This window comes from Pseudomonas linyingensis (assembly GCF_900109175.1).
In the GTDB taxonomy this organism is placed as follows: Bacteria; Pseudomonadota; Gammaproteobacteria; order Pseudomonadales; family Pseudomonadaceae; genus Geopseudomonas; species Geopseudomonas linyingensis.
The window spans coordinates 1-25,329 of the sequence record NZ_FNZE01000005.1 but is presented as its reverse complement, the minus strand read 5'-3'; the positions used below and the strand labels follow the sequence as shown (position 1 = coordinate 25,329).

The following is a 25,329-nucleotide window of genomic DNA, read 5'->3' as shown; positions in this document are numbered from 1 at the left end:
GGAAGGCCGAAGTGAGCCAAGCCGCAAGATCCATCCTCCTGGTCGACGACGACCAGGAGATTCGCGAACTGCTGCAAACCTACCTGAGCCGCGCCGGTTTCCAGGTGCGCGCGGTCGGCGACGGCGCGGGGTTCCGCGCGGCCATGTCCGCGGAGCCGGCGGACCTGGTGATCCTCGACGTCATGCTGCCCGACGAGGACGGTTTCAGCCTGTGCCGCTGGGTGCGCGAGCACCAGCGCTTCGCCGCGGTGCCGGTGATCATGCTCACCGCCAGCTCGGACGAGGCCGACCGGGTGATCGGCCTGGAGCTGGGCGCCGACGACTACCTGGGCAAGCCGTTCAGCCCGCGCGAGCTGCTGGCGCGCATCAAGGCCCTGCTGCGCCGCGCCGGTTTCGGCCAGGAGCGTGCGGCCAGCGAGGTGCTGGCCTTCGACGAGTGGCGCCTGGACATGGTCAGCCATCGCCTGTTCCACCACGACGGCGAGGAGGTGATCCTCTCCGGCGCCGACTTCGCCCTGCTCAAGCTGTTCCTCGACCGCCCGCAGCAGATCCTCGACCGCGACACCATCGCCAGCGCCACCCGCGGTCGTGAGGTGATGCCGCTGGAGCGCATCGTCGACATGGCGGTCAGCCGTCTGCGCCAGCGCCTGCGCGACACCGGCAAGCCGCCGCGGCTGATCCGCACCGTGCGCGGCGCCGGCTACCTGCTGGCGGCGCAGGTCTCGCCGCGTCCCCATGTCTAGCGGCTGGCGCCTGGTGCCGCGCTCGCTGCTCGGGCGCATGCTGCTGCTGACTTTGCTGGCGGTGTTGCTCGCCCAATTGCTGTCCAGCCTGATCTGGCTGTCGCAGCTGCGCGCCAGCCAGATGGAGGGGCTGGTCAGCACCGCGCGCAGCCTGGCGCAGTCGATGGTGGCCAGCGTCAGCTATTTCCGTTCCCTGCCGGTGGGCTACCGGCCGATGGTGCTCGACCAGTTGCGCAGCATGGGCGGCACGCGCTTCTTCGTCTCCCTCAACGACAAGCCTCTGGCGATGCCGGTGCTACCGGAGACCCCGCGCAAGCGCGCGGTGGTCGACGAGGTGGAGGCAGTGCTGCGCGAGCGCCTCGGCAAGCAGCTGGAGCTGTCGCTGCAGTTCGTCAGTCCGGACGACCTGCGCGTCTTCAACAGCGGCCTCAAGCTCAACGAGCTGCCGCGCTCCTGGGCGCACTACGCGCTGAGCCTGGAGCCGCTCAACCCGCCGATTCTGGTCACCCAGATTCGCATCGGCGAGGGCGAGTGGCTGTACCTGGCCTCGCTGCTGCCCGAACCCTACGTCAGCCTGGAAGACCAGGGCCTGCCGCGCCAGCAACTGTGGTTCATCCTGCTCACCAGCGGCTTTCTGCTGCTGTTCATCGGCGTGCTGGTGCACTGGCAGAGCCGGCCGCTCAAACGCCTGGCGGCAGCGGCGCGGGAGATGTCGCTCGGCGCCGAGGTGGAGCCGCTGGCCGAGGCCGGCGGCAGCGAGGTGGTGGAGGTGAGTCGCGCCTTCAACAGTATGCGCGAGCGCATCAGCCGCTATCTCGGCGAGCGCAGCCAGTTGTTCAGTGCGATTTCCCACGACCTGCGCACGCCGATCACCCGCCTGCGCCTGCGCGTCGAGCTGCTCGACGACGAGGCGCTTCAGGCCAAATTCAGCCGCGACCTCGATGAGCTGGAACTGCTGGTCAAGGGCGCCCTCCAGTGCGTGAAGGACACCGACATCCACGAGAACATCGAGCAAGTCGACCTCAACCACCTGCTGCACGGCCTGGTCGAGCCCTACCTCGGCAGCGGCCGGGTCACCCTCGATGGCGAGGCCTTGGCCGCCTATCCCGGCAAGCCGCTGGCCCTGCGCCGTTGCATCGGCAACCTGGTGGACAACGCGCTCAAGTACGGCCAGCGCGCCCACCTGCACATCGAGGACAACGCCGAGGCCTTCGCCCTGCACGTCGACGACGAGGGGCCGGGGGTGCCGGAGCAGAGCCTCGAACAGGTGTTCGAGCCGCACTTTCGCCTGGCTGGCCAGCAGCAGGGCTACGGCCTGGGCCTTGGCATCGCGCGCAACCTGGCGCACAGCCACGGCGGCGAGCTGAGCCTGCGCAACCTGCGCGAGGGCGGCCTGCGCGTGACCCTGTGGCTGCCGCGCCAGGGCGCCTGACGTCTCGATCAACCCTGTAGGGGCGAATTCATTCGCCCAAATGCCTCGCAAAGGCGAATGAATTCGCCCCTACGCCAGGCCATGGGGGCGCGTGACAAATCCCGCCTTTTGTAACCGTTCGGTGACCTTCCACCATCCCTTTGTTACCCGCGGCGCAGCGGGTCGTGGGTAGACTTCATGGCAAGGCAAGCATCTCGACTTGCACCGATAAGAACAACAAGGTGAACGCTTCATGAATGCCATCTCCCGCCTGACCGCTGTCGTTTCCCTCGCCTCGCTGTTGCCGCTGTCCGCCCTCGCCGGCGAAGTGGAAGTCCTGCACTGGTGGACTTCCGGCGGCGAGAAGCGCGCCGCCGATACCCTGCAGAAACTCGTCGAAGACAAAGGCCACACCTGGAAGGATTTCGCCGTCGCCGGTGGCGGCGGCGAGGCGGCCATGACCGTGCTGAAGACCCGCGCGGTGTCCGGCAATCCGCCGTCCGCGGCGCAGATCAAGGGTCCGGACATCCAGGAGTGGGGCGAGCTCGGCCTGCTCGCCAAGATGGACGAGGTGGCCGGCGAGGGCCGGTGGGACAGCCTGCTGTCCCCGCAGGTGGCCGACATCATGAAGTACGGCGGCCACTACGTGGCGGTGCCGGTCAACGTGCACCGGGTCAACTGGCTGTGGATCAATCCCGAGGTGTTCGCCAAGGCCGGCGCCACCCCGCCGACCACCCTCGACGAGTTCTTCGCCGCCGCCGACAAGCTCAAGGCGGCCGGCTTCATCGCCGTCGCCCACGGCGGCCAGCCCTGGCAGGACGGCACCCTGTTCGAGGACCTGGTGCTGAGCATCCTTGGCCCGCAGGGCTTCCACAAGGCGTTCGTCGAACAGGACAAGGCCACCCTCACCGGCGACCAGATGGTCGCGGCGTTCGCCGCCCTGAAGAAGCTGCGCGGCTACATCGACGCCGACGCCGCCGGCCGCGACTGGAACACCGCCGCCGGCCTGGTGATCAACGGCAAGGCCGGCATGCAGATTATGGGCGACTGGGCCAAGAGCGAGTGGAGCGCCGCCGGCAAGGTGGCGGGCCAGGACTACCAGTGCCTGCCGTTCCCCGGCACCCAGGGCAGCTTCGCCTACAACATCGACTCGCTGGCCATGTTCGCGCTCAAGGACGAAGGCGACCGCAAGGCGCAGGCCGACCTGGCGCGCACCGTGCTGGAGCCGCAGTTCCAGCAGTTCTTCAACCAGAACAAGGGCTCGATCCCGGTGCGCCTGGACCAGGACATGAGCAGCTTCGACGCCTGCGCGCAGCAGTCCATGCAGGACTTCAAGCAGGCGGCCGCGGGCGATGGCCTGCAACCCAGCCTGGCCCACGGCATGGCCGCCTCCAGCTACGTGCAGGGTGCGGTGTTCGACGTGGTCACCAACTTCTTCAACGACCCGGCTGCCGACCCGAAGAAGGCCGCGCAGCAACTGGCCGCCGCGATAGCCGCGGTGCAGTAAGCGGTCGGGCCGCCTGCGCGGCGGCCCCTTTTCCACTCCCGATTTAGAGGGTGCCGGCAGGCGCCACGGGTTCCTGCGCTCTCTCGCCAGCCCCTCTCCCGCATGTGGGGGAGGGCTGGGGAGAGGGCTGCCCGAAAAACACCCTCTCCCCCGGCCCCTCTCCCGCAAGCGGGAGAGGGGAGAACCAAGCCCAAACCATGGAGTCCTTGCCCATGAGTTCAATCGCAGTCTTCGCCCGGCCTTCGCCGCTGGACGCCCTGCAGCGCTGGTTGCCCAAGCTGGTGCTGGCGCCGAGCATGCTGATCGTGGTGGTCGGCTTCTACGGCTACATCCTCTGGACCTTCGTGCTGTCCTTCACCAACTCGCGCTTCATGCCCAGCTACAAGTGGGTGGGCCTGCAGCAGTACCAGCGTCTGCTCGACAACGACCGCTGGTGGGTGGCCAGCCAGAACCTGCTGGTCTACGGCGGGCTGTTCATCGCCATCAGCCTGGTGCTTGGCGTGCTGCTCGCGGTACTGCTCGACCAACGCGTGCGCCGCGAGGGCTTCATCCGCACCGTCTACCTGTACCCGATGGCGCTGTCGATGATCGTCACCGGCACCGCCTGGAAATGGCTGCTCAACCCCGGCCTCGGCCTGGACAAGCTGCTGCGCGACTGGGGCTGGGAAGGTTTTCGCTTCGACTGGCTGGTCGCCCCGGACCGCGTCGTCTACTGCCTGGTGATCGCCGCCGTGTGGCAGTCCTCCGGCTTCGTCATGGCGCTGTTCCTCGCCGGCCTGCGCGGCGTCGACCAGTCGATCATCCGCGCCGCCCAGGTCGATGGCGCCAGCTTGCCGACCATCTACCTGCGCATCGTCCTGCCGAGCCTGGGTCCGGTGTTCTTCAGCGCACTGATGATCCTCGCCCATATCGCGATCAAGAGCTTCGACCTGGTGTCGGCGATGACCGCCGGCGGCCCCGGCTACTCCTCCGACCTGCCGGCGATGTTCATGTACGCCCACACCTTCACCCGCGGCCAGATGGGTCTCGGTGCCGCCAGCGCGATGCTGATGCTCGGCGCGGTGCTGGCGATCCTGGTGCCCTACCTGTACTCCGAGCTGAGGAACAAGCGCCATGCCTAAGCAACCTTCTTTCAGCCTCGCTCGCCTGGCGATCTACGCCACGCTGATCCTCGCCTGCGCCGTCTACCTGGTGCCGCTGGTGGTGATGCTGCTGACCAGCTTCAAGACCCCCGACGACATCCGCACCGGCAACCTGCTGTCGATCCCGGACGTGTTCACCCTGATCGGCTGGGTCAAGGCCTGGGACAGCATCGGCGGCTTCTTCTGGAACTCGGTGAAGATCACCGTGCCGGCGGTATTGATCTCCACCCTGCTCGGCGCGCTGAACGGCTACGTGTTGTCGATGTGGCGTTTCCGCGGCTCGCAGCTGTTCTTCGGCCTGCTGCTGTTCGGCTGCTTCCTGCCCTTCCAGGTGGTGCTGCTGCCGGCGTCGTTCACCCTCGGCCAGTTCGGCCTGGCCAACACCACCGGCGGCCTGGTGCTGGTCCACGTGGTCTACGGCCTGGCGTTCACCACGCTGTTCTTCCGCAACTTCTACGTGAGCATCCCGAATGCGCTGGTGAGTGCCGCGCGGCTCGACGGCGCGGGGTTCTTCACCATCTTCGGGCGCATCCTGCTGCCGATGTCGATCCCCACCATCATGGTCTGCCTGATCTGGCAGTTCACCCAGATCTGGAACGACTTCCTGTTCGGCGTGGTGTTCGCCAGCGGCGACAGCCAGCCGATCACCGTGGCCCTCAACAACCTGGTGAACACCAGCACCGGGGCCAAGGAATACAACGTCGACATGGCCGCCGCGATGATCGCCGGCCTGCCCACCCTGCTGGTCTACGTATTCGCCGGCAAATACTTCCTGCGCGGCCTCACCGCCGGCGCCGTCAAAGGCTGAGGAGCACTTCCATGGCAACCCTCGAACTGCGCAACGTCAACAAGACCTACGGCAACGGTCAGGCCGATACCCTGAAGAACATCGAGCTGGCGATCGACTCCGGCGAGTTCCTGATCCTGGTCGGCCCCTCGGGCTGCGGGAAATCCACCCTGATGAACTGCATCGCCGGCCTGGAGGACATCAGCGGCGGCGCCATCCTGGTCGACGGCCAGGACATCAGCGGCATGAGCCCGAAGGATCGCGACATCGCCATGGTGTTCCAGTCCTACGCGCTGTACCCGACCATGAGCGTGCGCGAGAACATCGCCTTCGGCCTGAAGATCCGCAAGCTGCCGCAGGCGGAGATCGACGCCGAGGTAGCCCGCGTGGCAAAGCTGCTGCAGATCGAGCACCTGCTCGAGCGCAAGCCGGCACAGATGTCCGGCGGCCAGCAGCAGCGCGTGGCCATGGGCCGGGCGCTGGCGCGGCGGCCGAAGATCTACCTGTTCGACGAGCCGCTGTCCAACCTCGACGCCAAGCTGCGGGTGGAGATGCGCACCGAGATCAAGCTGATGCACCAGCGCCTGAAGACCACCACGGTGTACGTCACCCACGACCAGATCGAGGCGATGACCCTGGGCGACAAGGTGGCGGTGATGAAGGACGGCATCATCCAGCAGTTCGGCACCCCGCGAGAGATCTACAACGATCCGGCCAACCTGTTCGTCGCCGGCTTCATGGGCTCGCCGCCGATGAACTTCATCCCCCTGCGCCTGCAGCGCCGCGAAGGCCGCCTGTTCGGCCTGCTCGACAGCGCAGATGGCCATTGCGAGCTGCCGCTGGGCGAGGTGGAGGAGGGCCTGGAGGGCCGCGAGGTGATCCTCGGCGTACGCCCCGAGCAGGTCCTGGTTGGCGCCGGCAGCGGCGCGCTGCCGGGCATCCGCGCCGAGGTACAGGTGCTCGAGCCGACCGGCCCGGACACCCTGGCCTTCGTCGAGATCAACCAAGCCAAGGTGTGCGTGCGCCTGGCGCCGGACGCCGCGCCACGCGCCGGCGACAGCCTGGAGCTGCAGTTCGCCCCGGACAAGGTGCTGCTGTTCGACGCGCAGAGCGGCGAGCGCCTCGGCGCGCTGGGCAAGGCGCGCAGTCCCGAGCGCCTGGCCAGGGTCGCCCAGCTGAAGGGCCGCTGAGCACGGAAAGGACCACGCCGGCCGCTGCGGCCGGCAATCCAAGCAAACACAACAATAAGAATCTGGAGTGGCTATGAGCACGACTTTCAAGGGTTTGTGGGTACTGCCTTGCGCGCTGTTCGCGGTTTCCGGGCCGGCACAGGCGGTGGAGTTCACCGGCTATGTGCGTGCCGGCGCCGGTGGCGCGGACGAGGGCGGCACGCAATCCTGCTTCCAGCTGCCGGGCGCGCAGTCCAAGTACCGTCTGGGCAACGAGTGCGAGCAGTACATGGAGTTGGACCTGCGCCAGGACCTGGTCAAGCTCGACGACGGCTCGACGATCAGCGTCGAGGGCATGGCCCAGCTGTACAACGAATACGGCCACACCCCCGAGTTCACCGGCGACTACGGTTTCGCGCGGATGAACCAGATGTACGCCGAGTGGAGCGACATGCCGCTGCTCAACGGTGGCTCGCTGTGGGCCGGACGCCGTTTCTACAAGCGCAACGACATCCACATCTCCGACTTCTACTACTGGAACCAGAGCGCCACCGGCTTCGGCCTCGACGAGGTGAAGATCGGCGACCTCAAGTACAGCTACGTGTTCTCGCGCAAGGACAGCTACTTCCAGGACCCCTACATCAACCGCCACGACTTCAACGTCGGCGGCTTGCAGAGCAACCCCGGCGGCGAGGTCGAGGTCGGCGTCAGCTACATCGACAAGCCGGACAGCACCGATGCGCACAGCGGCTGGGCGGTCAGCGCCCAGCACAAGCAGCAGGTCTTCCTCGGCGGGGTGAACACCTTCGCCCTGCAGTACGGCCGCGGGCCGGGTACCGGCCTGGGCTACACCGGCGATCCGACGCTGGACAGCGGCAACCGGAGCTGGCGCGTGGTGGAATTCTTCGACTGGCAGATGACGCCGCGCTTCGGCGGCCAGTTCGAGGTGGTCTACCAGAAGGACACCCGCCCGGACGGCGCCGACCAGGATTGGCTGTCGGTCGGCGTGCGCCCGGTCTATGCGCTCAACGAGCAGTTCAAGCTGGTCGTCGAGCTGGGCCACGACCAGGTGGATGCGCCCGACGGCACCCGCAAGCTGAGCAAGTTCACCGTTGCGCCGACCTGGTCGCCGGCCGGTCCCGGCTTCTGGCAGCGCCCGGAACTGCGCGTTTACTACACCTACGCCAGCTGGAACGAAGCGGCCCAGCGCGCGGCCAGCCAGATGGCGGCTGGCTCGGCGCTGTCCGACAGCGGCGCCTTCGGCGATGCCCTGCACGGCTCCAACTTCGGCGTGCAGCTCGAGTACTGGTGGAAATGATGCGGATCGCGCATCTCAGTCGCCGGGCGCGGGTGGGCTCGCCGATGGCGCGCTCAGCCCGGCTCCGCGTCGCTCGGATAGCGGGTGGCGTTGAGGCTTTCCTTGATCCTGCGCAGGTGCGGCTGGAAGTCCACGCCACGGCGCAGGGTCATGCCGGTGGCCAGCACGTCGAGCACGGTGAGCTGGATGATCCGCGAGGTCATCGGCATGTAGATGTCGGTGTCCTCGGGCAGCGGGATGTCCAGGCTGATGGTGCAGGTCCTGGCCAGCGGCGAGCCGGCGGCGGTCAGGCCGAGCACCGAGGCGCCGTTCTGCCGGGCGAGGCGCGCCACTTCCACCAACTCGCGGGTGCGTCCGGTGTAGGAAATGATCACGAACAGGTCGCCGGTACGCGCCACCGAGGCGAGCATGCGCTGCATCAGCACGTCGGAGTGCGCGGACACCGCCAGGTTGAAGCGAAAGAACTTGTGCTGAGCGTCGAGGGCCACCGAGGCCGAGGCGCCGAGGCCGAAGAAGTGGATCTGTCGGGCCTGGATCATCAGGTCCACGGCGCTGCTGATCAGCTGCGGGTCGAGGCTCTGGCAGGCGCTGTCCAGCGAGGCGATGGTGCTGCCGAAGATCTTGCGGATGTAGTCCGCGGGGCCGTCGTCGGCTTCCACTGCGCGGCTGACGTAGGCGGCGCCGCTGGCCAGGCTCTGCGCCAGCTGCATCTTCAGCTCGGGATAGCCATTGACGCCGAAGGAGCGGCAGAAACGGTTCACCGTCGGCTCGCTGACCTGCGCAGCCTGGGCCAGCGCGGCGATGCTGAAGCGGGTGGCCTGCTGCGGGTCGCGCAGGATCGCTTCGGCGACCTTGCGTTCGGCCTTGTTGAGCTCTGCGAGGCGGTTCTGGATCTGCTCCAGGAGATTGTGCACGCGGTCCATTGGGGTTCCTGGCAAGGGGCCTGCAATCGGTGGCCTATCGTACTGAGCGGGTCAGGGTGGAGCCATAGGAATCTGGGAATTTAGAGAATGTAGTTTTATTACTACATTTGGCTTGGTAAGTCGTTTCTTCCGGTGTATTCATAAGCTCATGTTTGAGAGAAGAACAAATATCATGACCTCGCAAGCTGTCGAACCCTGCACCCTGGCCCTGTTCGGGGGCCTCGGCGACCTGGCGCTGCGCAAGCTGTTCCCGGCGCTCTACCAACTGGACCGCGCCGGCCTGCTGGCGGCCGAGACCCGCGTCCTGGCCCTGGCCCGCGAGAACGGCGATAGCGCCGCGCACCTGGCGACCATCGCCGAGAATCTGCGTCGTCACGTACCGGCGCACGAGGTCGAGGAGGGCGCGCTGCAGCGCTTCCTGGCGCGCCTCGACTATCTGTCGATGGATTTCCTCTGCGCCGAGGACTATCCGGTGCTGGCCGACAAGCTGGGCCCGGTGGATCGGCTGGTCGCCTACTTTGCCACGCCCGCCGCGGTGTACGGCGCCATCTGTGCCGGCCTGGCGCAGACCGGCCTGGCCGGGCGCACCCGGGTGGTGCTGGAGAAGCCCATCGGCCATGACCTGGAGTCGTCGCGGGCGGTGAACGAGGCGGTCGCCGCGCACTTCCCGGAGAACCGCACCTACCGGATCGACCACTACCTGGGCAAGGAGACGGTGCAGAACCTGATCGCCCTGCGCTTCGCCAACAGCCTGTTCGAGACCCAGTGGAACCAGAACCACATCTCCCACGTGGAGATCAGCGTGGCCGAGCAGGTGGGCATCGAGGGCCGCTGGGGCTACTTCGATCAGGCCGGCCAGTTGCGCGACATGATCCAGAACCACCTGCTGCAGCTGCTCTGCCTGATCGCCATGGACCCGCCCAGCGACCTGTCGGCGGACAGCATCCGTGACGAGAAGGTCAAGGTGCTCAAGGCGCTGGCGCCCATCGCTCCCGAGCAGCTCGGCCAGCAGGTGGTGCGCGGCCAGTACGTGGCCGGCAGCATCCTCGGCCAGTCGGTGCCCGGCTACCTGGAGGAAGACAACGCCAACGCCCGCAGCGACACCGAAACCTTCGTCGCCCTGCGCGCCGAGATCCGCAACTGGCGCTGGGCCGGCGTGCCCTTCTACCTGCGTACCGGCAAGCGCATGCCGCAGAAGCTGTCGCAGATCGTCATCCACTTCAAGGAGCCTCCGCACTACATCTTCGCCCCCGAGCAGCGCCCGCTGATCAGCAACCGCCTGATCATCCGCCTGCAACCGGACGAGGGCATCTCCCTGCAGGTGATGACCAAGGACCAGGGCCTGGACAAGGGTATGCAGCTGCGCAGCGGCCCGCTGCAACTGAACTTCTCCGATACCTACCGCAGCGCGCGGACGCCGGACGCCTACGAGCGCCTGCTGCTGGAGGTGATGAAGGGCAACCAGAACCTCTTCGTGCGCAAGGACGAAATCGAACACGCATGGAAGTGGTGCGACCAACTGATCGCCGGCTGGCGCCAGCAGGGCGACGCGCCTAGGCCCTATGCGGCGGGCACCTGGGGGCCGGTGGCCTCCATCGCATTGATCACCCGTGATGGCAGGAGCTGGTATGGCGATCTGTAATCTCGACCTGCCGGCGCAGGTCATCGGCTTCAGCCTGAACGACCCGCTGCAGCTCGCCGGTGAACTGGCGATCGCCGTGGCCAATGCCCTGCGCGCGGCCATCGCCGAACGCGGCGCGGCCAGCCTGGTGGTGTCCGGCGGGCGCAGCCCGGTGGCCTTCTTCGAGCGCCTGTCGGCGCAGCCCCTCGACTGGTCGAAAGTGGCGGTCAGCCTGGCCGACGAGCGCTGGGTGCCGGTCAGCCATCCCGACAGCAACGAGGGCCTGGTGCGCCGCCACCTGTTGCAGGGTGAGGCGACCGCGGCGCGCTTCATCGGTCTCTACCATGCCGAGCCGAGCCTGGCTCAGGCTGCGGCGAAGGCCGACCAGGCGCTGGCCGGGCTGGCGCAGCCGATCGACGTGCTGGTGCTGGGCATGGGCGAGGATGGCCACACCGCCTCGCTGTTTCCCGGCAGCCCGCATCTCGCGGCGGCGCTCGACCCCGCCTGCGCGGCGCACTGCCTGCCGATGCTGGCGCCCAGTGTGCCGCACCAGCGCCTCAGCATGACCCTGCCGCTGCTCGCCGGCGCGCGCCTGCGCCTGCTGGCGCTGCAGGGCCAGGCCAAGCTGGCGACCCTTGGCGACGCTCTGGCCGGCGACGATGCCGAGCAGATGCCGATCCGCGCCTTCCTCCACCTTCCCCTGGAACTCTACTGGTGCCCCTGAGCCCGAAGGACCATCCCATGACCATTCTCTCCAGCCGCCGGGCCAGCCAGCGCGAGTCTGTCCCGAGCATGAGCGACAAGATCGCCCTGATCGACCGGCTCTGCGACACCGCGCGCATCCTGCCGGTGATCACCATCGAGCGCGAGGCGGACATCCTGCCGCTGGCCGATGCCCTGGCCGCCGGCGGCCTGCGCACCCTCGAGGTCACCCTGCGCTCCGAGTACGGCCTGGCCGCGATCCGCCTGCTGCGCGAGCAGCGCCCGGAGCTATGCATCGGCGCCGGCACCGTGCTCGACGAGCTGATGCTGGCCGAGGCCGAGGCAGCCGGCGCGCAGTTCATCGTCACCCCCGGCAGCACCGCCGAGCTGCTGCGCGCCGGAGTGTACAGCCCGCTGCCGCTGATCCCCGGCATCGGCAGCGCCTCCGAGATCATGCTCGGCTACGCCCAGGGCTACCGCCGTTTCAAGCTGTTCCCCGCGGAGATCTGCGGCGGCATCGCCGCGCTCAAGGCCTTCGCCGGGCCGTTCGGCAACCTGCGTTTCTGCCCGACCGGCGGCGTGCACCCCGGCAATGCGCGCAGCTACCTGGCGCAGCCCAACGTGATGTGCGTGGGCGGCACCTGGATGCTCGACCGTGAGTGGATCCGCAATGGCGATTGGGGCCGCATCCAGACCGCCAGCGCCGAAGCCCTGCAGATGCTGGGCTGAGTACAGGCAGTTGCATGAGGCCAGTTTGCCGGTCCGTAGGGGCGAATTCATTCGCCTTGGCGGGGTATTTGGGCGAATGAATTCGCCCCTACAGCGGATTGACCAGGCTCGGAAGCCATTCATGCAATTGCCCTGGGGCTGAGTACAGGCCGGGCGGCCGCGCCGCCCGCCGTTCGAGCAACTTTCTGGGAGAAGCCATGCTGCGCAGAACGAAGATAGTCGCCACCCTGGGCCCGGCTACCGCCTCGGCGGAGGCCATCGAGGGCCTGATCCGCGCCGGGGTCGATGTGGTCCGGATGAATTTTTCCCATGGCGCCGCCGCCGAGCACATCGCCCGCGCCGCGCTGGTCCGCGAGCTGGCCGCCAGGCACGGGCGCTTCGTGGCGATCCTCGCCGACCTGCAGGGGCCGAAGATCCGCATCGCCCGCTTCGCCGAAGGCAAGGTGCAACTGCACAAGGGCCAACCGTTCGTGCTCGACGCCGAACTGGACAAGAACGCCGGCGATGAGCACGCCGTCGGCATCGACTACGAGGCGCTGATCGACGACAGCCGCCCCGGCGACATCCTGCTGCTCGACGACGGGCGCATCGAGCTCGAGGTGCTGCGCGTCGAGGGCCGCCGGGTGCTCTGCTCGGTGCTGGTCGGCGGACCGCTATCCAACAACAAGGGTATCAACCGCAAGGGCGGCGGCCTGTCGGCTGCCGCGCTGACCGCCAAGGACTGCGCGGACATCCGCACCGCCGCCGGCATGCAGGTCGACTACCTGGCGGTGTCCTTCCCGCGCGATGCCGACGACATCCGCCTGGCCCGCCGCCTGCTCCACGAGGCCGGCGGCGCGGCGGGGCTGATCGCCAAGATCGAGCGCGCCGAGACCGTGGCCGACATGGCCGTGCTGGAGGAGATCATCGAGGTTTCCGACGGCGTGATGGTCGCCCGCGGCGATCTCGGCGTGGAGATCGGCGACGCCGAGCTGGTGGCGGCGCAGAAGCTGATCATCGACCGCGCGCGGGCGCTGAACCGGGTGGTAATCACCGCCACGCAGATGATGGAGTCGATGATCGCCCAGCCGCTGCCGACTCGCGCCGAAGTGTTCGACGTGGCCAACGCGGTGCTCGATGGCACCGACGCGGTGATGCTGTCGGCCGAGACCGCCGCCGGCGCCTTTCCGGTGGAGACGGTGCAGGCCATGCACCGGATCATCCTCGGCGCCGAGAAGCACCCGCACACCCAGCGCTCGCGGCATCGCGTCGACCGGGTGTTCCAGCGCATCGACGAATCGATCGCCATGTCCGCCATGTACGCCGCCAACCACCTGCAGGGGGTCAAGGCGATCATCTGCCTGACCGAGAGCGGTGACACGCCGCGGCTGATGTCGCGCATCCGCTCGCCGCTGCCGATCTTCGCCTTCTCCCGCCACCCGCGCACGCAGAACCGCGTCGCGCTGTTTCGCGGCGTGCACCCGATCCCCTTCGATGCCGGGCGCTTTCCCGGCGCCGAAGTTAACCGCCAGGCGGTGGCCGAGCTGGTACGCCGCCAATTGCTCGCCGACGACGATCACGTGCTGATCACCGCCGGCGATCAGCATGCCCCGGGCGGCACCGACACCCTGCGCATCGCGCGGGTGGGCGACCTGCTGTCGGCGTGCCGGGCCGAGAGCCCCGCCGACGCGCAGGACGCCAGGCTGGCGCTGCCCCGCGATTTCGATGTCCGCGCCGAGTGCGCGGAGCAACAGGAACTGTTCGATCCCGGCTACGCCCCAGGCGTGGCGACCGCCGCGCAGACATCCCCGCAGCGCTCCGGCGCGCACCCTCATATGGAGGCTGGTTCATGACCACTGCAAGCCAACTCGAAGGCCTGTTCCCCACCGCGGACGCGATCCCCGAGCGCTACCGGGTCGGTGCGCCCATCGAGCAGCGCGAATACCTGGTGAACGGCGAGCTGCGCCACTGGGAAGGCCCGCTGGCCACGGTGCGCAGCCCGATCTTCCTCGCCACCGAGCAGGGCGACCGGCAGGTGGTGCTCGGCAGCACGCCGCTGCTGGACGCCGAGGCCGCCCTGGAGGCGCTGGACGCCGCGGTGGCGGCCTACGACCACGGCCGCGGCCTGTGGCCGACCCTGCGGGTGGCCGAGCGCATCCAGTATGTGGAGGGCTTCCTGGCGCGCATGCGCGAGCAGCGCGACACGGTGGTCAGGCTGTTGATGTGGGAAATCGGCAAGAACCTCAAGGACTCGGAGAAGGAGTTCGACCGTACCTGCGACTACATCGTCGACACCATCGAGGCGCTCAAGCAGCTGGACCGCCGCTCCAGCCGCTTCGAGCTGGAGCAGGGCACCCTCGGCCAGATCCGCCGAGTGCCGCTCGGCGTGGCACTGTGCATGGGCCCCTACAACTACCCGCTGAACGAGACCTTCACCACCCTGATCCCGGCGCTGATCATGGGCAACACCGTGGTGTTCAAGCCGGCCAAGTTCGGCGTGCTGCTGATCCGCCCGCTGCTGGAAGCGTTCCGCGACAGCTTCCCGCCGGGCGTGATCAACATCATCTACGGCCGCGGCCGCGAGACGGTCAGCGCGCTGATGGCCAGCGGCAAGATCGACGTGTTCGCCTTCATCGGCACACACAAGGGCGCCAGCGACCTGAAGAAGCTGCACCCGCGCCCGCACCGCCTGCGCGCCGCGCTGGGCCTGGACGCCAAGAACCCGGGCATCGTCCTGCCGCAGGTCGACCTCGACAACGCGGTGAGCGAGGCGATCACCGGCGCGCTGTCGTTCAACGGCCAGCGCTGCACGGCGCTGAAGATCCTCTTCGTCCACGAGGACGTGCTCGAGCCGTTCCTGGCGAAGTTCAGCACCAGGCTCGCCGCGCTCAAGCCGGGCATGCCTTGGGAGGAGGGGGTAGCGCTGACCCCGCTGCCGGAGCCGGGCAAGGTGGAGTTCCTCAACGACCTGCTGGCGGACGCCACCGCCAAGGGCGCCCGGGTGGTCAATGCCGGCGGCGGCACGCACCGGCAGAGCTTCTTCTACCCGGCGCTGCTCAGCCCGGTGACGCCGCAGATGCGCCTGTACCACGAGGAGCAGTTCGGCCCGCTGGTGCCGGTGGTGCCGTACCGCGAGCTGGAGGAGGTGATCGACTACGTGCTGCAGTCCGACTACGGCCAGCAGCTGTCGATCTTCGGCAACGACGCCTGGCAGGTCAGCCAGTTGGTGGATGCCTTCGTCAACCAGGTGGGGCGGATCAACATCAACGCCCAGTGCCAGCGCGGCCCGGACAGCTTCCCGTTCAACGGCCGTAAGAACTCGGCGGAAGGCACCCTGTCGGTCCACGACGCCCTGCGCGTGTTCTCCATCCGCACCCTGGTGGCGACCAAATTCCAGCCGGACAACAAGGAGCTGATCAGCGAGATCATCCGCAACCGCCAGTCAGGCTTCCTCAGCACCGACTACATCTTCTGAAACCGGGCCGCGCTGCGTCTTCGTCAGGATGCAGCGCGGTGCCCCGGTGCCACCCCCGCCTGCCGGCGCGGCCTGCGTCTGCAACCGGCCTCGCTCAACGCACCTCCGCCAACGCCCTCCAGCACCATCACCGGCCAGCTGTGTCCCCGCTCGCGCAACAGTAGTTTTCGGAATGGAAACCATCGTTCTTTTCGTTTGAGCGTTGCTCGCGGAGTTGCTTTCATCGAGGCGTGACCAAAGCCTTCGTGCCGGCCGAACCCCACGGCCAGACGCGATACAAGAACAACAAAAGGTGTAGCCATGCAAGCATCCGCCCCCGCTCTGGAAGTCCGTGACCTGCACAAGCGCTACGGCGACCTCGAGGTACTCAAGGGCATCTCGCTGACCGCCCGCGATGGTGACGTGATCTCCATCCTCGGCTCCTCCGGCTCCGGCAAGTCGACCTTCCTGCGCTGCATCAACCTGCTGGAGAACCCCTGCAAGGGCGAAATCCACGTTGCCGGCGAGCAGCTCAAGCTGAAGACCGCCCGTGAGGGGCACCTGGTCGCCGCCGACAACAAGCAGATCAACCGCCTGCGCAGCGAGCTGGGCTTCGTGTTCCAGAACTTCAATCTGTGGCCGCACATGAGCGTGCTCGACAACATCATCGAGGCGCCGCGCCGCGTGCTGGGCCTGTCCAGGGCCGAGGCCACCGAGCGCGCCGAGGCCCTGCTGGCCAAGGTCGGCATCGCCGACAAGCGCCACGTCTATCCGACCCAGCTGTCCGGCGGCCAGCAGCAGCGCGCGGCCATCGCCCGCACCCTGTGCATGGAACCCAAGGTCATCCTGTTCGACGAGCCGACCTCGGCCCTCGATCCGGAGATGGTCCAGGAAGTCCTCAACGTGATCCGCGCGCTGGCCGAAGAGGGCCGCACCATGCTGCTGGTCACCCACGAGATGAACTTCGCCCGCCAGGTGTCCAGCGAGGTGGTGTTCCTCCACCAGGGCCGCGTCGAGGAGCAGGGCACCCCGCAGCAGGTCTTCGACAACCCGCAGTCCGCGCGTTGCCAGCAGTTCATGTCCAGCAATCACTGATCGGAGCGATACCCATGCATAACTACAAGAAAGCACTGCTCGTCGCCGCCAGCGTCCTCGGCCTGCTCGGTCAGGCGGTCGCCGCCGACAAGCTGCGGGTCGGCACCGAGGGCGCCTACCCGCCCTTCAACCTGGTCGATGCGCGCGGCAAGGTCGGCGGCTTCGACGTGGATATCGCCAATGCGCTGTGCGCGAAGATGCAGGTCGAGTGCGAAGTGGTCACCTCCGACTGGGACGGCATCATCCCGGCGCTCAACGCCAAGAAGTTCGACTTCATCGCCGCCTCCATGTCGATCACCGACGAGCGCAAGCAGGCGGTGGAATTCACCGACCCTTACTACACCAACAAGCTGCAGTTCATCGCGCCCAAGGGGGCCGAGTTCAAGACCGACGAGGCCAGCCTGAAGGGCAAGGTGATCGGCGCCCAGCGCGCCACCATCGCCGGTACCTGGCTGGAGGACAACCTCGGCGACGTGGTCACGATGAAGCTCTACGACACCCAGGAAAACGCCTACCTCGACCTGGCCGCCGGGCGCGTCGACGGCGTGCTGGCCGACAAGCTGGTCAACTGGGAATGGCTCAAGAGCGAGCCGGGCCAGGGCTTCGAGTTCAAGGGCGAGCCGGTGTACGACAACGACAAGATCGGTATCGCCCTGCGCAAGGGCGACGACGACCTGCGCGAGCGGCTGAACGTCGCGCTGCAGGCCATGGTCGCCGACGGCACCTACCAGCAAATCAACGACAAGTACTTCCCGTTCAGCATCAAGTGACGGGCGTCGCCCGGCTGCGGCCGGGCGCACTTGCAGGCGAGGGTGACCAACATGTTTCTCGATTTGCACGGTTTTGGGCCAGCGCTGCTGGCGGGCACCTGGATCACCATCCAGCTGGCGCTGGCATCGCTGGCGGTGGGGCTGGTGCTGGGTCTGCTCGGCGCGCTGGCCAAGACTTCCAGGTACGGTGCGCTGCAGTGGCTGGGTTCGAGCTATTCGACCCTGGTACGCGGCGTGCCGGAGCTGCTCTGGGTGCTGCTGATCTACTTCGGCAGCGTCAACCTGATGCGCGCCCTGGCTGACGCCCTGGGCATGGACAGCCTGGAGCTGAGCCCGTTCGCCGCCGGCGTGCTGGCGCTGGGCCTGTGCTTCGGCGCCTACGCCACCGAGGTGTTCCGCGGCGCCATCCTCTCCATTCCCAAGGGCCACTGCGAAGCCGGCCAGGCTCTGGGGCTCGGCAAGGTGACCATCCTCTGGCGCCTGATCCTGCCGCAGATGTGGCGTCTCGCGCTGCCGGGGCTGGGCAACCTGTTCATGATCCTGATGAAGGACACCGCGCTGATCTCGGTGATCGGCCTGGAGGAAATCATGCGTCATTCGCAGATCGCCGTGACCGCCAGCAAGCAGCCGTTCACCTTCTACCTGGCGGCGGCCTGCATCTACCTGTGCCTGACCGTGGTTGCCATGAGCAGCTTGGCGTTGCTGGAGAAGCGCGCCTCGCGCGGCTTCCGGAGGGCTTACGCATGAACTGGGAATTGATGATCAAGTGGACGCCGCGCCTGCTCGAGGGCGCCTGGCTGACCCTGGAGCTGGTGGGCATCGCCGTGCTGGCCGGGCTGATCCTGGCCATCCCGCTGGGCGTGATGCGCAGCTCGCGGCACGCCTGGGTGCGAGCGCTGCCCTACGGCTACATCTTCTTCTTCCGCGGCACGCCGCTGCTGGTGCAGCTGTTCCTGGTCTACTACGGCATGGCGCAGTTCGAGGCGATTCGCCACAGCGCGCTGTGGCCGGTGCTGCGCGATCCCTACTGGTGCGCGGTGATCACCATGACCCTGCACACCGCGGCCTACATTGCCGAGATCCTGCGCGGCGCCATCCAGGCCATCCCGCCGGGTGAGATCGAGGCGGCGCGGGCACTGGGCATGTCGCGCTGGCAGGCGCTGCTGCACATCATCCTGCCGCGCGCCAGTCGCATCGGTCTGCCGGCCTACAGCAACGAGGTGATCCTGATGCTCAAGGCCAGCGCCCTGGCCAGCACCATCACCCTGCTGGAACTGACCGGCATGTCGCGCACCATCATCGCCCGCACCTACCAGCCGGTGGAGATCTTCCTGATGGCCGGGGTGTTCTACCTGCTGGCGTCCTACGCCCTGGTGCGCCTGTTCCGCCTGTTGGAACAGCGCCTGCGGGTGGAGCAGTGCCAGGGGCGCTGAGTTGAGCGTGTGGTGCTTGGCATCGTCAGCCATGAGCCGGCGCGATGCCCTTGCCCGGTCGCCGCGAGGCGGCCGGGTTTTTCTTTCGCACTGGCTTCGCCGCGCTGGGGCAATCGTTGTAGGGGCGAATTCATTCGCCTTGACGAGGCATCCGGGCGAATGAATTCGCCCCTACGCCGCACCCCGCTGGCCGGAGCCGGATCCCGGTTTTGTTAAGATGACGACTCTCCAGTCGCCGGTTACCCAGATGTCCGAGCTAACCAACATCCATCTCGACGATATCGATCGTCAGCTGATCGCCGCCCTGCAGGTCGATGCCCGCGAGAGTGCGGCCATGCTCGCGCGCCGGCTCGGCATCGCCCGCACCACGGTGATCTCGCGCATCGCCCGCCTGGAGAAGAGCAAGGTCATCACCGGCTACGGCGTGCGTCTCGGCCAGCGCGTGCTGGAGGGCGGCCTGCAGGCCTACGTCGGCATCACCCTGCAGCCGCGCTCGGGCAAGGAGGTGCTGCGCCGCCTGAGCAACATGCCCGAGGTGCAGCAGCTGTGTACGGTGAGCGGCGAGTTCGACTTCGTCGCCTGGCTGCATGCGGAAACCCCCGAGCGGCTCGACCAGCTGCTCGACGACATCAGCGCGGTGGACGGGGTGGAGAAGACCAACACCTCGATCATCCTGTCCTGCAAGATCGACCGCGGCGGGCGACTGTAGCGGTTCAACCCTTCGCCAGCTGCCAGAGCCGGGCGATGTCGGCAGCGCGCTGGCGCAGCAGGCGCGGGGCGTCGGCCAGCGCCTCGGCCAGGCTGATCGGTCCCGGCGCCAGGCTGAAGGCGGCGTCGATGCCGTGGCCGTAGAGCTGCTCGTAGCCCGCGCCGAGCATGCCGGCCAGGGCGACCACCGGCACGCCGTGGCGCTTGGCGATGGCCGCCACCCCCAGCGGCGTCTTGCCGTGCAGGGTCTGCAGGTCGAGCCGTCCCTCGCCGGTGATCAGCAGATCGGCGCCCACCAGCGCCTGCTCCAGACCGCTGACCTCGGCGACCAGCTCGATGCCGGGGCGAAAGCGCGCGCCAAGGAAGCTGCGCGCCGCGAAGCCGATACCGCCGGCCGCACCGCTGCCGGGCAGCTCGCGGTCGTCGTGGCCGAGGGTTTGCGCGCAGAGGTCGGCGAAGTGGCCGAGGGCGGCGTCGAGCTGGCGCACCTGCTCGGGCGTCGCGCCCTTCTGTGGGCCGAACACCTGCGAGGCGCCGCGCGGCCCGCACAGCGGGTTGTCGACGTCGCAGGCCACCTCGAAGTCGACTGCCTGCAGGCGCGGGTCGAGGCCGGAAAGGTCGATGTGCGCCAGTTGCGCCAGCGCCGCGCCGCCCGCTGGCAGCGGCCGGCCCTCGGCATCGGCGAAGCGCGCGCCGAGGGCGCGCAGCATGCCGCTGCCGGAGTCGTTGGTGGCGCTGCCGCCGAAGCCGAGGACGATGCGCTCGGCGCCGGCGTCCAGCGCGGCGCGGATCAGCTCGCCGGTGCCGAAGGTGCAGGCGCGCAGCACGTTGCGACTATCCGCCGGCACCAGCTGCAGGCCGCTGGCCGCGGCCATCTCGATCACCGCGCTGCGGCCCTGCGCGATCCAGCCCCACAGCGCCGCCACCGGCTCGCCCAGCGGGCCGCGCACCACGCTCTCGCGGTACTCGCCGCCGGTCGCCGCGATCAGCGCGGTCACGGTGCCTTCGCCGCCGTCGGCCATCGGCCGGCAGACCAGTTCGGCCTGCGGCCACACCTCGCGCAGCCCGGCGGCGATGGCCGCGGCCACCTCGGCGGCGGAGAGGCTTTCCTTGAACGAATCGGGGGCGATGACGACATTCATGGCGGGGCTTTTCCTGGCGAATGGGCTGCGCTCGGTGCAGGCCTGATTCTGACCGGCGGCTGGGGCGAAATCAGCAGCGATTCTCTCAGCGGACCCGCTCATCCAGCTCTGCGCCCTGTGAACGGCCGTGATCGGTCATGCTGTCCAACAGCCGGTCGCGCTCGTCCAGCATGCGGATGCGCGCCTCGATGGCGGCACGCACGCGGGGCCGCACCGCATGGCACGGACCGCTGAGCTGCAGGCCGGCCAGCCATTGCTGCGCCACCCGGGCCGACGCCTTGGCGCTCTCCACATGCTGGTACTCATGCGTGCGCAGCGCCAGGTAGTAGCGTCGCCATTCGGCCGACACCGCCGGGGGCAGGGTGCCGGGCGCCAGCCGGGGCAGGGTGACCAGGGACTCGGCCTTCACCGCGGCATTCTTCAGCACGCACTGCGTCTCCGATACGGGGACCAGCCGGTAGCTGGCGCTGTAGTGGGTCTTGGTGCCGCCGCCGAACGCGCCATGGGCGTTGCGCACCGGGGTACGTTCGCTGATCGAGCGACGGATCTCGGCGATGGTCCGCCCGTACACCAGGTAGTGCTGCTCGCGCACCGTCGAGGTGACCGGCTCGGCCGCCTGCGCCAGCGGGGCCAGCGCCACCAACAACCAGATCCCGCGCATGAAGCCTCCCCGTCGCCCCGGGCGATCCATGCGGCGGCGAAGGTCTGTTTTCCGGGTTTGTCCTGCATGAGGATAGTGCGCGGGACCATCCCGGCGCCGCGCGGGAGACGGGCGGCCGCGGCGCTCACGCCATGATGTTCACTCCGCCGTCCACATACAGCGTCTCGCCGGACAGGCGCCGCGCGTAGGGCGTGGCCAGGTACGCGCAGGTGAAGCCGACGTCCATGATGTCCACCAGCTCGCCCAGCGGCGCGCGCTGGGCGGCCTCGTTGAGCAGCAGGTCGAAGTCCTTGAGGCCGGAGGCGGCGCGGGTCTTCAGCGGGCCGGGAGAGATGGCGTGGACGCGGATGCCCCTGGGGCCCAGCTCGTAGGCCAGGTAGCGGCAGCTGGCCTCCAGCGCGGCCTTCACCGGGCCCATCAGGTTGTAGTTGGGCACCACCTTGTTGGCGCCGTAGTAGCTCATGGCGAACAGCGTGCCGCCGTTTTTCATCAGCGGCGCCGCCAGGCGGGCCATGCGCACGAAGGAGTGGCAGGAGATGTCCATGGCCTGGGCGAAGCCCTCCGCAGAGGAGTCGAGCAGGCCGCCCTGCAGGTCTTCCTTCGGCGCCCAGGCGATGGAGTGCACCAGGATGTCCAGTTGCCCCCAGTGCTGCTCGATCTCGGCGAATACCGCCTCCAGCTCGCCGGGCCGGGTGACGTCCAGCGGCATGAAGATCGGCGCGTTCAGCTCCCGGGCCAGCGGCTCGACATGGGGGCGGGCCTTGTCGTTGGCGTAGGTGATGGCCACCTCGGCGCCCAGTTCGGCGAAGGCCCGGGCGCAGCCGTAGGCGATCGAGTGCTCGTTGGCCACGCCGACCACCAGGGCCTTGGCGCCCTTGAGCGGCGGGCGGGGGATTTCCAGAGTCATGTCCTTTTTCCTCGGTTTTCAGGTGGGATACCCCGAAGGGCTGACGGGGCGGTCGTAACCGGCAAGGCCATTTAACCTGAAACGCCGGGATTGCGGACGCACTCCCGGTTGTTTTTCCACGGTGCACCGCGCTAACCTCGACACCTGCCAAACTTCTCTCGCAAAAGGACTTGCTGCCATGGTGTATAACCGCCAACTCGCCCCAGCGCCCATCCGAAAACCGCATTCCAGTGCGGTCAGGCGTTTACGCCCTAGAATGTTATCCACCAACCCCGTTCGGGGTATTAGACACCAAGTGGCGTTTAATAATGGTTATACATCATAGGGGTATTGAGTGAAGACTCCGAATAACAATTATGATGGGAAGCCCACAGTATATCTAGACCACAACATTCTTGATTTATTTGTGAAAACCAGAGATTTACCATTCGCATCTGAACTGAAAGAAAAATATCAGATTATTTACTCAGATGAGACACTCAAGGAAATTAAACGTACAGGAGATAACGGCTCACAATTTCTTGAAGCTCTTGAAAGCTTGGAAGCGATGCACCTTCGAATCTTCGTCACTGAGAGCTTTAAAGTAACTGATCGGGCCATATTAAAAGAATTAAATCCGTTCGATGCGTTTGAAGATTACTGCAAAAATATTGAACCGATTTATGAGGCAATGGAAAAAGCCACAGCGCAATCATTGCTTAAATTCTATGGCGGTCGAGCAGGAAGTGACTTTGAGGAAATCAACAGAGAGCAGATAGATTCATTTGGCGGCCTTATGAGCTATATTTCAGACCGAGTTGACGAAGTCAAAGACTTAGTTCCTGGAGTAGATGCCGCAGTCTCTGCCTATACAAAAGAAATGCAGAAAAGCTTCAACGAGGCCCTTGCCCAATCAACAGTAGAGCTGCGTAAAAACATAGAGGATGAATTAAACTATTCTGGCGTTCAGACATACCGCAATCATATGAAGGTCGGGCCGGTGCAGCTGAACAACATTGAGCCACCGAACGTTATAGAGAAAATATGGAGCATCTATAAAACTCTTGATGGCTACAGGGAGAATAATTTCTCAATAGAGCAATTTTTAGGCTTGTCACAAAACCCAATTTACAACAGAGAAATGTATTTGCATGAAAAAGTAACATCTGTATACAACGTGTTAAATGTTATCGGCTACTACCCAGATTCCAAAATGAAGCATGACAGAAGATTCACTGCCGCAATGAGTGATGCCGGGCACGCCGCTATAGCTTCGTTTTCAGATTTTCTATTCTCTCGGGATGCCGCCTTCATACATAAAACCAGAGCCGCGTATGAATATCTCAACGTCAAAACCCAAGTTATCGAAGTAATCGTTAATGACGTATAAAAACTGGTTCAAACCATTCGCTTCGCTCACTGGGACGGGCTAAAGCCCGCCCCTTAACCAAACGTTAGGCATTGATCTATGGGCGACGGGCTGCCTTGGCTCCTGGGAATCTTCTTAGTGCTCTATCCTATCGCAGCACCTTGGAGAAGACCCTATATAATCGGGTGGTTATTAGCTTGGTTTTCATTGTGGGTTATTTTCTTCACTCGCTCAGAGCATGAATCATCACACATTACCAAAGGAGTTATTTCAGGCTCCGCCATAATTGGTGCTGCAATTTCCATTTTCACGATATCGAGCTTAACAAGGATAATCTTTCGGGCGGCAATGCGTTGGCTCGTGAAAGCCAAGTGATTCACACGCATCATCAGACCGTGACATTCAGCGCCCGAATGGAATCAATGGCTGCCCTCATTCGGTGCGGACTGTGAGCGGTAGCGTGCCTGTTTTTCCCGTTTTGTTGGCAGGCGCGCTGTTCGTTTCGTGTAGTCTTCAATCACTGCGCTCGGCTGGGCTCCTCTGCCTAACTCGTATATGGACTCTCCCCACAAGTGGTGAGTAAAGCCGTGCAAACCCTGTCGTCAGTGCGGTTTCATTCGTATATCCGGCCTTCGCTGGGCGTTGCCGCCCGGGCCACTCTGTAGTTCGCGCAGCGGGGGCCAAGCGTTCAATCGATCACGGGGATCAGAATTGTTATCGGCCTTGTTCCGCTGCAGGACTCGCCTGTTCTGACAGTGTCGCTGTTCACCACAACCACAAGAAAACCGCTTCCTGATTACTCCGGCCCGCCGTCAGGCGGGCTGTCTGCTCTGCCAGTCGCCGCTGAAGCGCCGCTCGTGGCACCACACCGCCCAGCAGATCCGTACCAGCTTGTTAGCCAGCGCCACCGCGGCCTTGTTGTGGCCGATCCGCGCGGCCGTCTCCACCGCCCAGCGTTGCAGCCGGGTCAGGCGTTCCGGGGTATTGGCCTGGCAACGCTGGGCTGCCAGCAGGGCCGCTCGCGCGCCATGGATCAGCAGGGTGCGCACGTAGGTGTTGCCCTGCCGGCTGATGTGTCCCAGCTTGCGCCGGTCGCCGCTGCTGAATTCGCGCGGGGTCATGCCCAGCCAGGCGCTCAACTGGCGGCCACTGGCAAAACGCTCGGGCTGGCCGACCGCGGTTTTCAGGGCACTGGCGGTCAGCACGCCGATGCCGCTGACCTCGTCGAGTTTGCGCACGATGGCGTCGTCGGCATGCCAGCGCTGGAGTTGTTGCTCGCACTCGGCCATGCATTGCTCGTACAGGTTGATCTCCGCCAGGACGATCTGCAGTTGACCCCGCAGAGCCACGACCTCGGGGCGCTCGACCAGTTCGTTGGCCGCCCGCAGGAAGGCGGCCGTCGACGCCGGGGCCTCGATGCCCATTTCGCGGAAGATGCCGCGCAGCAGGTTGATGCGCTGGGTGCGGCTCTTCTTCCAGATCTCGCGCAGACCATGCAGCTGCTGCAGCTGTTGCTGCTCGTGGCTCTTCACCGGCACCGGATGGATGTCGGCGCAGCGCGCCGCTTCGAGGATGGCGTCGCAGTCGTTGCGGTCGGTCTTGTTGCGGCGCCGGTAGGGACGCACGTAGCGGGGATGCAGCAGGGTCACCCGATGCCCCAGCGCCTAGGCGAAGCGCCCCCAATAGTGATCTTGCCCAGCAGTCGTGGACACGGGTTTAAGCACTCATCCGGGCCTCGAAGGCCTCCGGGCTGATGTGCCCCAACGTGCTGTGACGCCGC

22 protein-coding genes and 1 pseudogene are annotated in these 25,329 nt (G+C 66.3%); 18 read left to right on the top strand and 5 right to left on the bottom strand.

Translation table 11 applies throughout. The features are described 5' to 3' along the window. Positions 1-11 precede the first annotated feature (11 nt). From BMZ19_RS07570 to BMZ19_RS07540, 7 genes are all read left to right on the top strand, one after another. Positions 12-743: a response regulator gene (locus tag BMZ19_RS07570; RefSeq protein ID WP_090309249.1), complete on the top strand. Its 732-nt coding sequence runs from the start codon at positions 12-14 to the stop codon at positions 741-743. Further along, positions 736-2,175, top strand: coding sequence for an ATP-binding protein (locus BMZ19_RS07565; RefSeq protein ID WP_090309246.1), 1,440 nt, complete (start codon positions 736-738; stop codon positions 2,173-2,175). Before BMZ19_RS07570 ends, BMZ19_RS07565 begins: the two co-directional genes overlap by 8 nt. Before the next feature lie 232 nt (positions 2,176-2,407). Next, positions 2,408-3,661, top strand: coding sequence for an ABC transporter substrate-binding protein (locus tag BMZ19_RS07560; RefSeq protein ID WP_090309244.1), 1,254 nt, complete (start codon positions 2,408-2,410; stop codon positions 3,659-3,661). Positions 3,662-3,873: 212 nt separating this feature from the next. Next, a complete protein-coding gene (locus tag BMZ19_RS07555) occupies positions 3,874-4,782 on the top strand; it encodes a carbohydrate ABC transporter permease (RefSeq protein WP_090309241.1) in 909 nt (302 codons plus the stop codon). Next, positions 4,775-5,611 (top strand): carbohydrate ABC transporter permease, encoded by an 837-nt coding sequence (locus BMZ19_RS07550; RefSeq protein WP_090309239.1) that lies wholly within the window; start codon positions 4,775-4,777, stop codon positions 5,609-5,611. Before BMZ19_RS07555 ends, BMZ19_RS07550 begins: the two co-directional genes overlap by 8 nt. An 11-nt stretch (positions 5,612-5,622) precedes the next feature. Further along, entirely contained in the window at positions 5,623-6,780 is a 1,158-nt protein-coding gene (locus BMZ19_RS07545; protein WP_090309237.1) for an ABC transporter ATP-binding protein, read from the top strand. Positions 6,781-6,853: 73 nt separating this feature from the next. Then, positions 6,854-8,077, top strand: a complete 1,224-nt coding sequence (locus BMZ19_RS07540) for a maltoporin (RefSeq protein WP_090309233.1) — start codon at positions 6,854-6,856, stop codon at positions 8,075-8,077. A 53-nt stretch (positions 8,078-8,130) separates the two neighbouring features. On the opposite strand, the gene BMZ19_RS07535 is transcribed toward BMZ19_RS07540, so the two are convergent. Further along, complete coding sequence (locus BMZ19_RS07535) at positions 8,131-8,991, bottom strand: MurR/RpiR family transcriptional regulator (RefSeq protein WP_170847724.1); 861 nt, start codon at positions 8,989-8,991, stop codon at positions 8,131-8,133. Between the two features lie 181 nt (positions 8,992-9,172). Between BMZ19_RS07535 and zwf the strand changes: the two genes are divergently transcribed. The 10 genes from zwf to BMZ19_RS07485 all read left to right on the top strand — a co-directional run bounded on the left by zwf (position 9,173) and on the right by BMZ19_RS07485 (position 19,492). Further along, positions 9,173-10,642, top strand: a complete 1,470-nt coding sequence (gene zwf / locus BMZ19_RS07530; protein WP_090309227.1) for a glucose-6-phosphate dehydrogenase — start codon at positions 9,173-9,175, stop codon at positions 10,640-10,642. Next, the gene (gene pgl / locus BMZ19_RS07525; protein ID WP_090309224.1) at positions 10,629-11,345 is read left to right on the top strand and encodes a 6-phosphogluconolactonase; all 717 of its coding nucleotides are present in this window, start codon (positions 10,629-10,631) and stop codon (positions 11,343-11,345) included. The genes zwf and pgl overlap by 14 nt, the downstream gene beginning before the upstream one ends. 17 nt (positions 11,346-11,362) lie before the next feature. Then, positions 11,363-12,052, top strand: coding sequence for a bifunctional 4-hydroxy-2-oxoglutarate aldolase/2-dehydro-3-deoxy-phosphogluconate aldolase (locus tag BMZ19_RS07520; protein WP_244517125.1), 690 nt, complete (start codon positions 11,363-11,365; stop codon positions 12,050-12,052). Positions 12,053-12,249: 197 nt separating this feature from the next. Further along, positions 12,250-13,884, top strand: a complete 1,635-nt coding sequence (gene pyk, locus BMZ19_RS07515) for a pyruvate kinase (protein WP_090309221.1) — start codon at positions 12,250-12,252, stop codon at positions 13,882-13,884. After that, a complete protein-coding gene (locus tag BMZ19_RS07510) occupies positions 13,881-15,506 on the top strand; it encodes an NADP-dependent glyceraldehyde-3-phosphate dehydrogenase (RefSeq protein WP_090309219.1) in 1,626 nt (541 codons plus the stop codon). Before pyk ends, BMZ19_RS07510 begins: the two co-directional genes overlap by 4 nt. A 300-nt stretch (positions 15,507-15,806) precedes the next feature. Next, positions 15,807-16,580: an ABC transporter ATP-binding protein gene (locus BMZ19_RS07505; protein ID WP_090309216.1), complete on the top strand. Its 774-nt coding sequence runs from the start codon at positions 15,807-15,809 to the stop codon at positions 16,578-16,580. Between the two features lie 14 nt (positions 16,581-16,594). Continuing rightward, the gene (locus tag BMZ19_RS07500) at positions 16,595-17,350 is read left to right on the top strand and encodes an ABC transporter substrate-binding protein (RefSeq protein WP_090309214.1); all 756 of its coding nucleotides are present in this window, start codon (positions 16,595-16,597) and stop codon (positions 17,348-17,350) included. Positions 17,351-17,401: 51 nt separating this feature from the next. Beyond that, positions 17,402-18,097: an ABC transporter permease gene (locus tag BMZ19_RS07495; protein WP_090309212.1), complete on the top strand. Its 696-nt coding sequence runs from the start codon at positions 17,402-17,404 to the stop codon at positions 18,095-18,097. Beyond that, a complete protein-coding gene (locus BMZ19_RS07490; RefSeq protein ID WP_090309211.1) occupies positions 18,094-18,783 on the top strand; it encodes an ABC transporter permease in 690 nt (229 codons plus the stop codon). Before BMZ19_RS07495 ends, BMZ19_RS07490 begins: the two co-directional genes overlap by 4 nt. A gap of 247 nt (positions 18,784-19,030) precedes the next feature. Beyond that, the gene (locus tag BMZ19_RS07485) at positions 19,031-19,492 is read left to right on the top strand and encodes an Lrp/AsnC family transcriptional regulator (RefSeq protein WP_090309208.1); all 462 of its coding nucleotides are present in this window, start codon (positions 19,031-19,033) and stop codon (positions 19,490-19,492) included. A gap of 4 nt (positions 19,493-19,496) precedes the next feature. Here the strand turns inward: BMZ19_RS07485 and BMZ19_RS07480 are convergent, their stop codons facing one another. The 3 genes from BMZ19_RS07480 to fabI form a co-directional block, all read right to left on the bottom strand. Beyond that, positions 19,497-20,633 (bottom strand): glycerate kinase, encoded by a 1,137-nt coding sequence (locus BMZ19_RS07480; protein WP_090309206.1) that lies wholly within the window; start codon positions 20,631-20,633, stop codon positions 19,497-19,499. A gap of 85 nt (positions 20,634-20,718) precedes the next feature. Beyond that, a complete protein-coding gene (locus BMZ19_RS07475; RefSeq protein ID WP_170847717.1) occupies positions 20,719-21,294 on the bottom strand; it encodes a DUF922 domain-containing protein in 576 nt (191 codons plus the stop codon). 124 nt (positions 21,295-21,418) lie between these two features. Next, a complete protein-coding gene (fabI, locus tag BMZ19_RS07470; RefSeq protein ID WP_090309201.1) occupies positions 21,419-22,201 on the bottom strand; it encodes an enoyl-ACP reductase FabI in 783 nt (260 codons plus the stop codon). 334 nt (positions 22,202-22,535) lie between these two features. Between fabI and BMZ19_RS22085 the strand changes: the two genes are divergently transcribed. Continuing rightward, entirely contained in the window at positions 22,536-23,570 is a 1,035-nt protein-coding gene (locus BMZ19_RS22085) for a hypothetical protein (protein ID WP_139214644.1), read from the top strand. Positions 23,571-24,361: 791 nt separating this feature from the next. Here BMZ19_RS22085 and BMZ19_RS07465 read toward each other — a convergent pair. Further along, positions 24,362-25,246: pseudogene (locus tag BMZ19_RS07465) on the bottom strand (IS110 family RNA-guided transposase); the annotation flags it as partial. Positions 25,247-25,329 lie beyond the last annotated feature (83 nt).

Bases quoted from the DNA above. Each gene is read 5' to 3' on its own strand.
- BMZ19_RS07520 (WP_244517125.1), top strand. From the start codon at position 11,363: ATGACCATTCTCTCCAGCCGCCGGGCCAGCCAGCGCGAGTCTGTCCCG.
- BMZ19_RS07540 (WP_090309233.1), top strand. From the start codon at position 6,854: ATGAGCACGACTTTCAAGGGTTTGTGGGTACTGCCTTGCGCGCTGTTC.
- BMZ19_RS07565 (WP_090309246.1), top strand. From the start codon at position 736: ATGTCTAGCGGCTGGCGCCTGGTGCCGCGCTCGCTGCTCGGGCGCATG.
- BMZ19_RS07560 (WP_090309244.1), top strand. From the start codon at position 2,408: ATGAATGCCATCTCCCGCCTGACCGCTGTCGTTTCCCTCGCCTCGCTG.
- BMZ19_RS07555 (WP_090309241.1), top strand. From the start codon at position 3,874: ATGAGTTCAATCGCAGTCTTCGCCCGGCCTTCGCCGCTGGACGCCCTG.
- BMZ19_RS07510 (WP_090309219.1), top strand. From the start codon at position 13,881: ATGACCACTGCAAGCCAACTCGAAGGCCTGTTCCCCACCGCGGACGCG.
- BMZ19_RS07475 (WP_170847717.1), bottom strand. From the start codon at position 21,294: ATGCGCGGGATCTGGTTGTTGGTGGCGCTGGCCCCGCTGGCGCAGGCG.
- fabI (WP_090309201.1), bottom strand. From the start codon at position 22,201: ATGACTCTGGAAATCCCCCGCCCGCCGCTCAAGGGCGCCAAGGCCCTG.
- zwf (WP_090309227.1), top strand. From the start codon at position 9,173: ATGACCTCGCAAGCTGTCGAACCCTGCACCCTGGCCCTGTTCGGGGGC.
- BMZ19_RS07490 (WP_090309211.1), top strand. From the start codon at position 18,094: ATGAACTGGGAATTGATGATCAAGTGGACGCCGCGCCTGCTCGAGGGC.
- BMZ19_RS07545 (WP_090309237.1), top strand. From the start codon at position 5,623: ATGGCAACCCTCGAACTGCGCAACGTCAACAAGACCTACGGCAACGGT.
- BMZ19_RS07485 (WP_090309208.1), top strand. From the start codon at position 19,031: ATGTCCGAGCTAACCAACATCCATCTCGACGATATCGATCGTCAGCTG.
- BMZ19_RS07495 (WP_090309212.1), top strand. From the start codon at position 17,402: ATGTTTCTCGATTTGCACGGTTTTGGGCCAGCGCTGCTGGCGGGCACC.
- pyk (WP_090309221.1), top strand. From the start codon at position 12,250: ATGCTGCGCAGAACGAAGATAGTCGCCACCCTGGGCCCGGCTACCGCC.
- BMZ19_RS07480 (WP_090309206.1), bottom strand. From the start codon at position 20,633: ATGAATGTCGTCATCGCCCCCGATTCGTTCAAGGAAAGCCTCTCCGCC.
- BMZ19_RS07550 (WP_090309239.1), top strand. From the start codon at position 4,775: ATGCCTAAGCAACCTTCTTTCAGCCTCGCTCGCCTGGCGATCTACGCC.
- pgl (WP_090309224.1), top strand. From the start codon at position 10,629: ATGGCGATCTGTAATCTCGACCTGCCGGCGCAGGTCATCGGCTTCAGC.
- BMZ19_RS07505 (WP_090309216.1), top strand. From the start codon at position 15,807: ATGCAAGCATCCGCCCCCGCTCTGGAAGTCCGTGACCTGCACAAGCGC.
- BMZ19_RS07500 (WP_090309214.1), top strand. From the start codon at position 16,595: ATGCATAACTACAAGAAAGCACTGCTCGTCGCCGCCAGCGTCCTCGGC.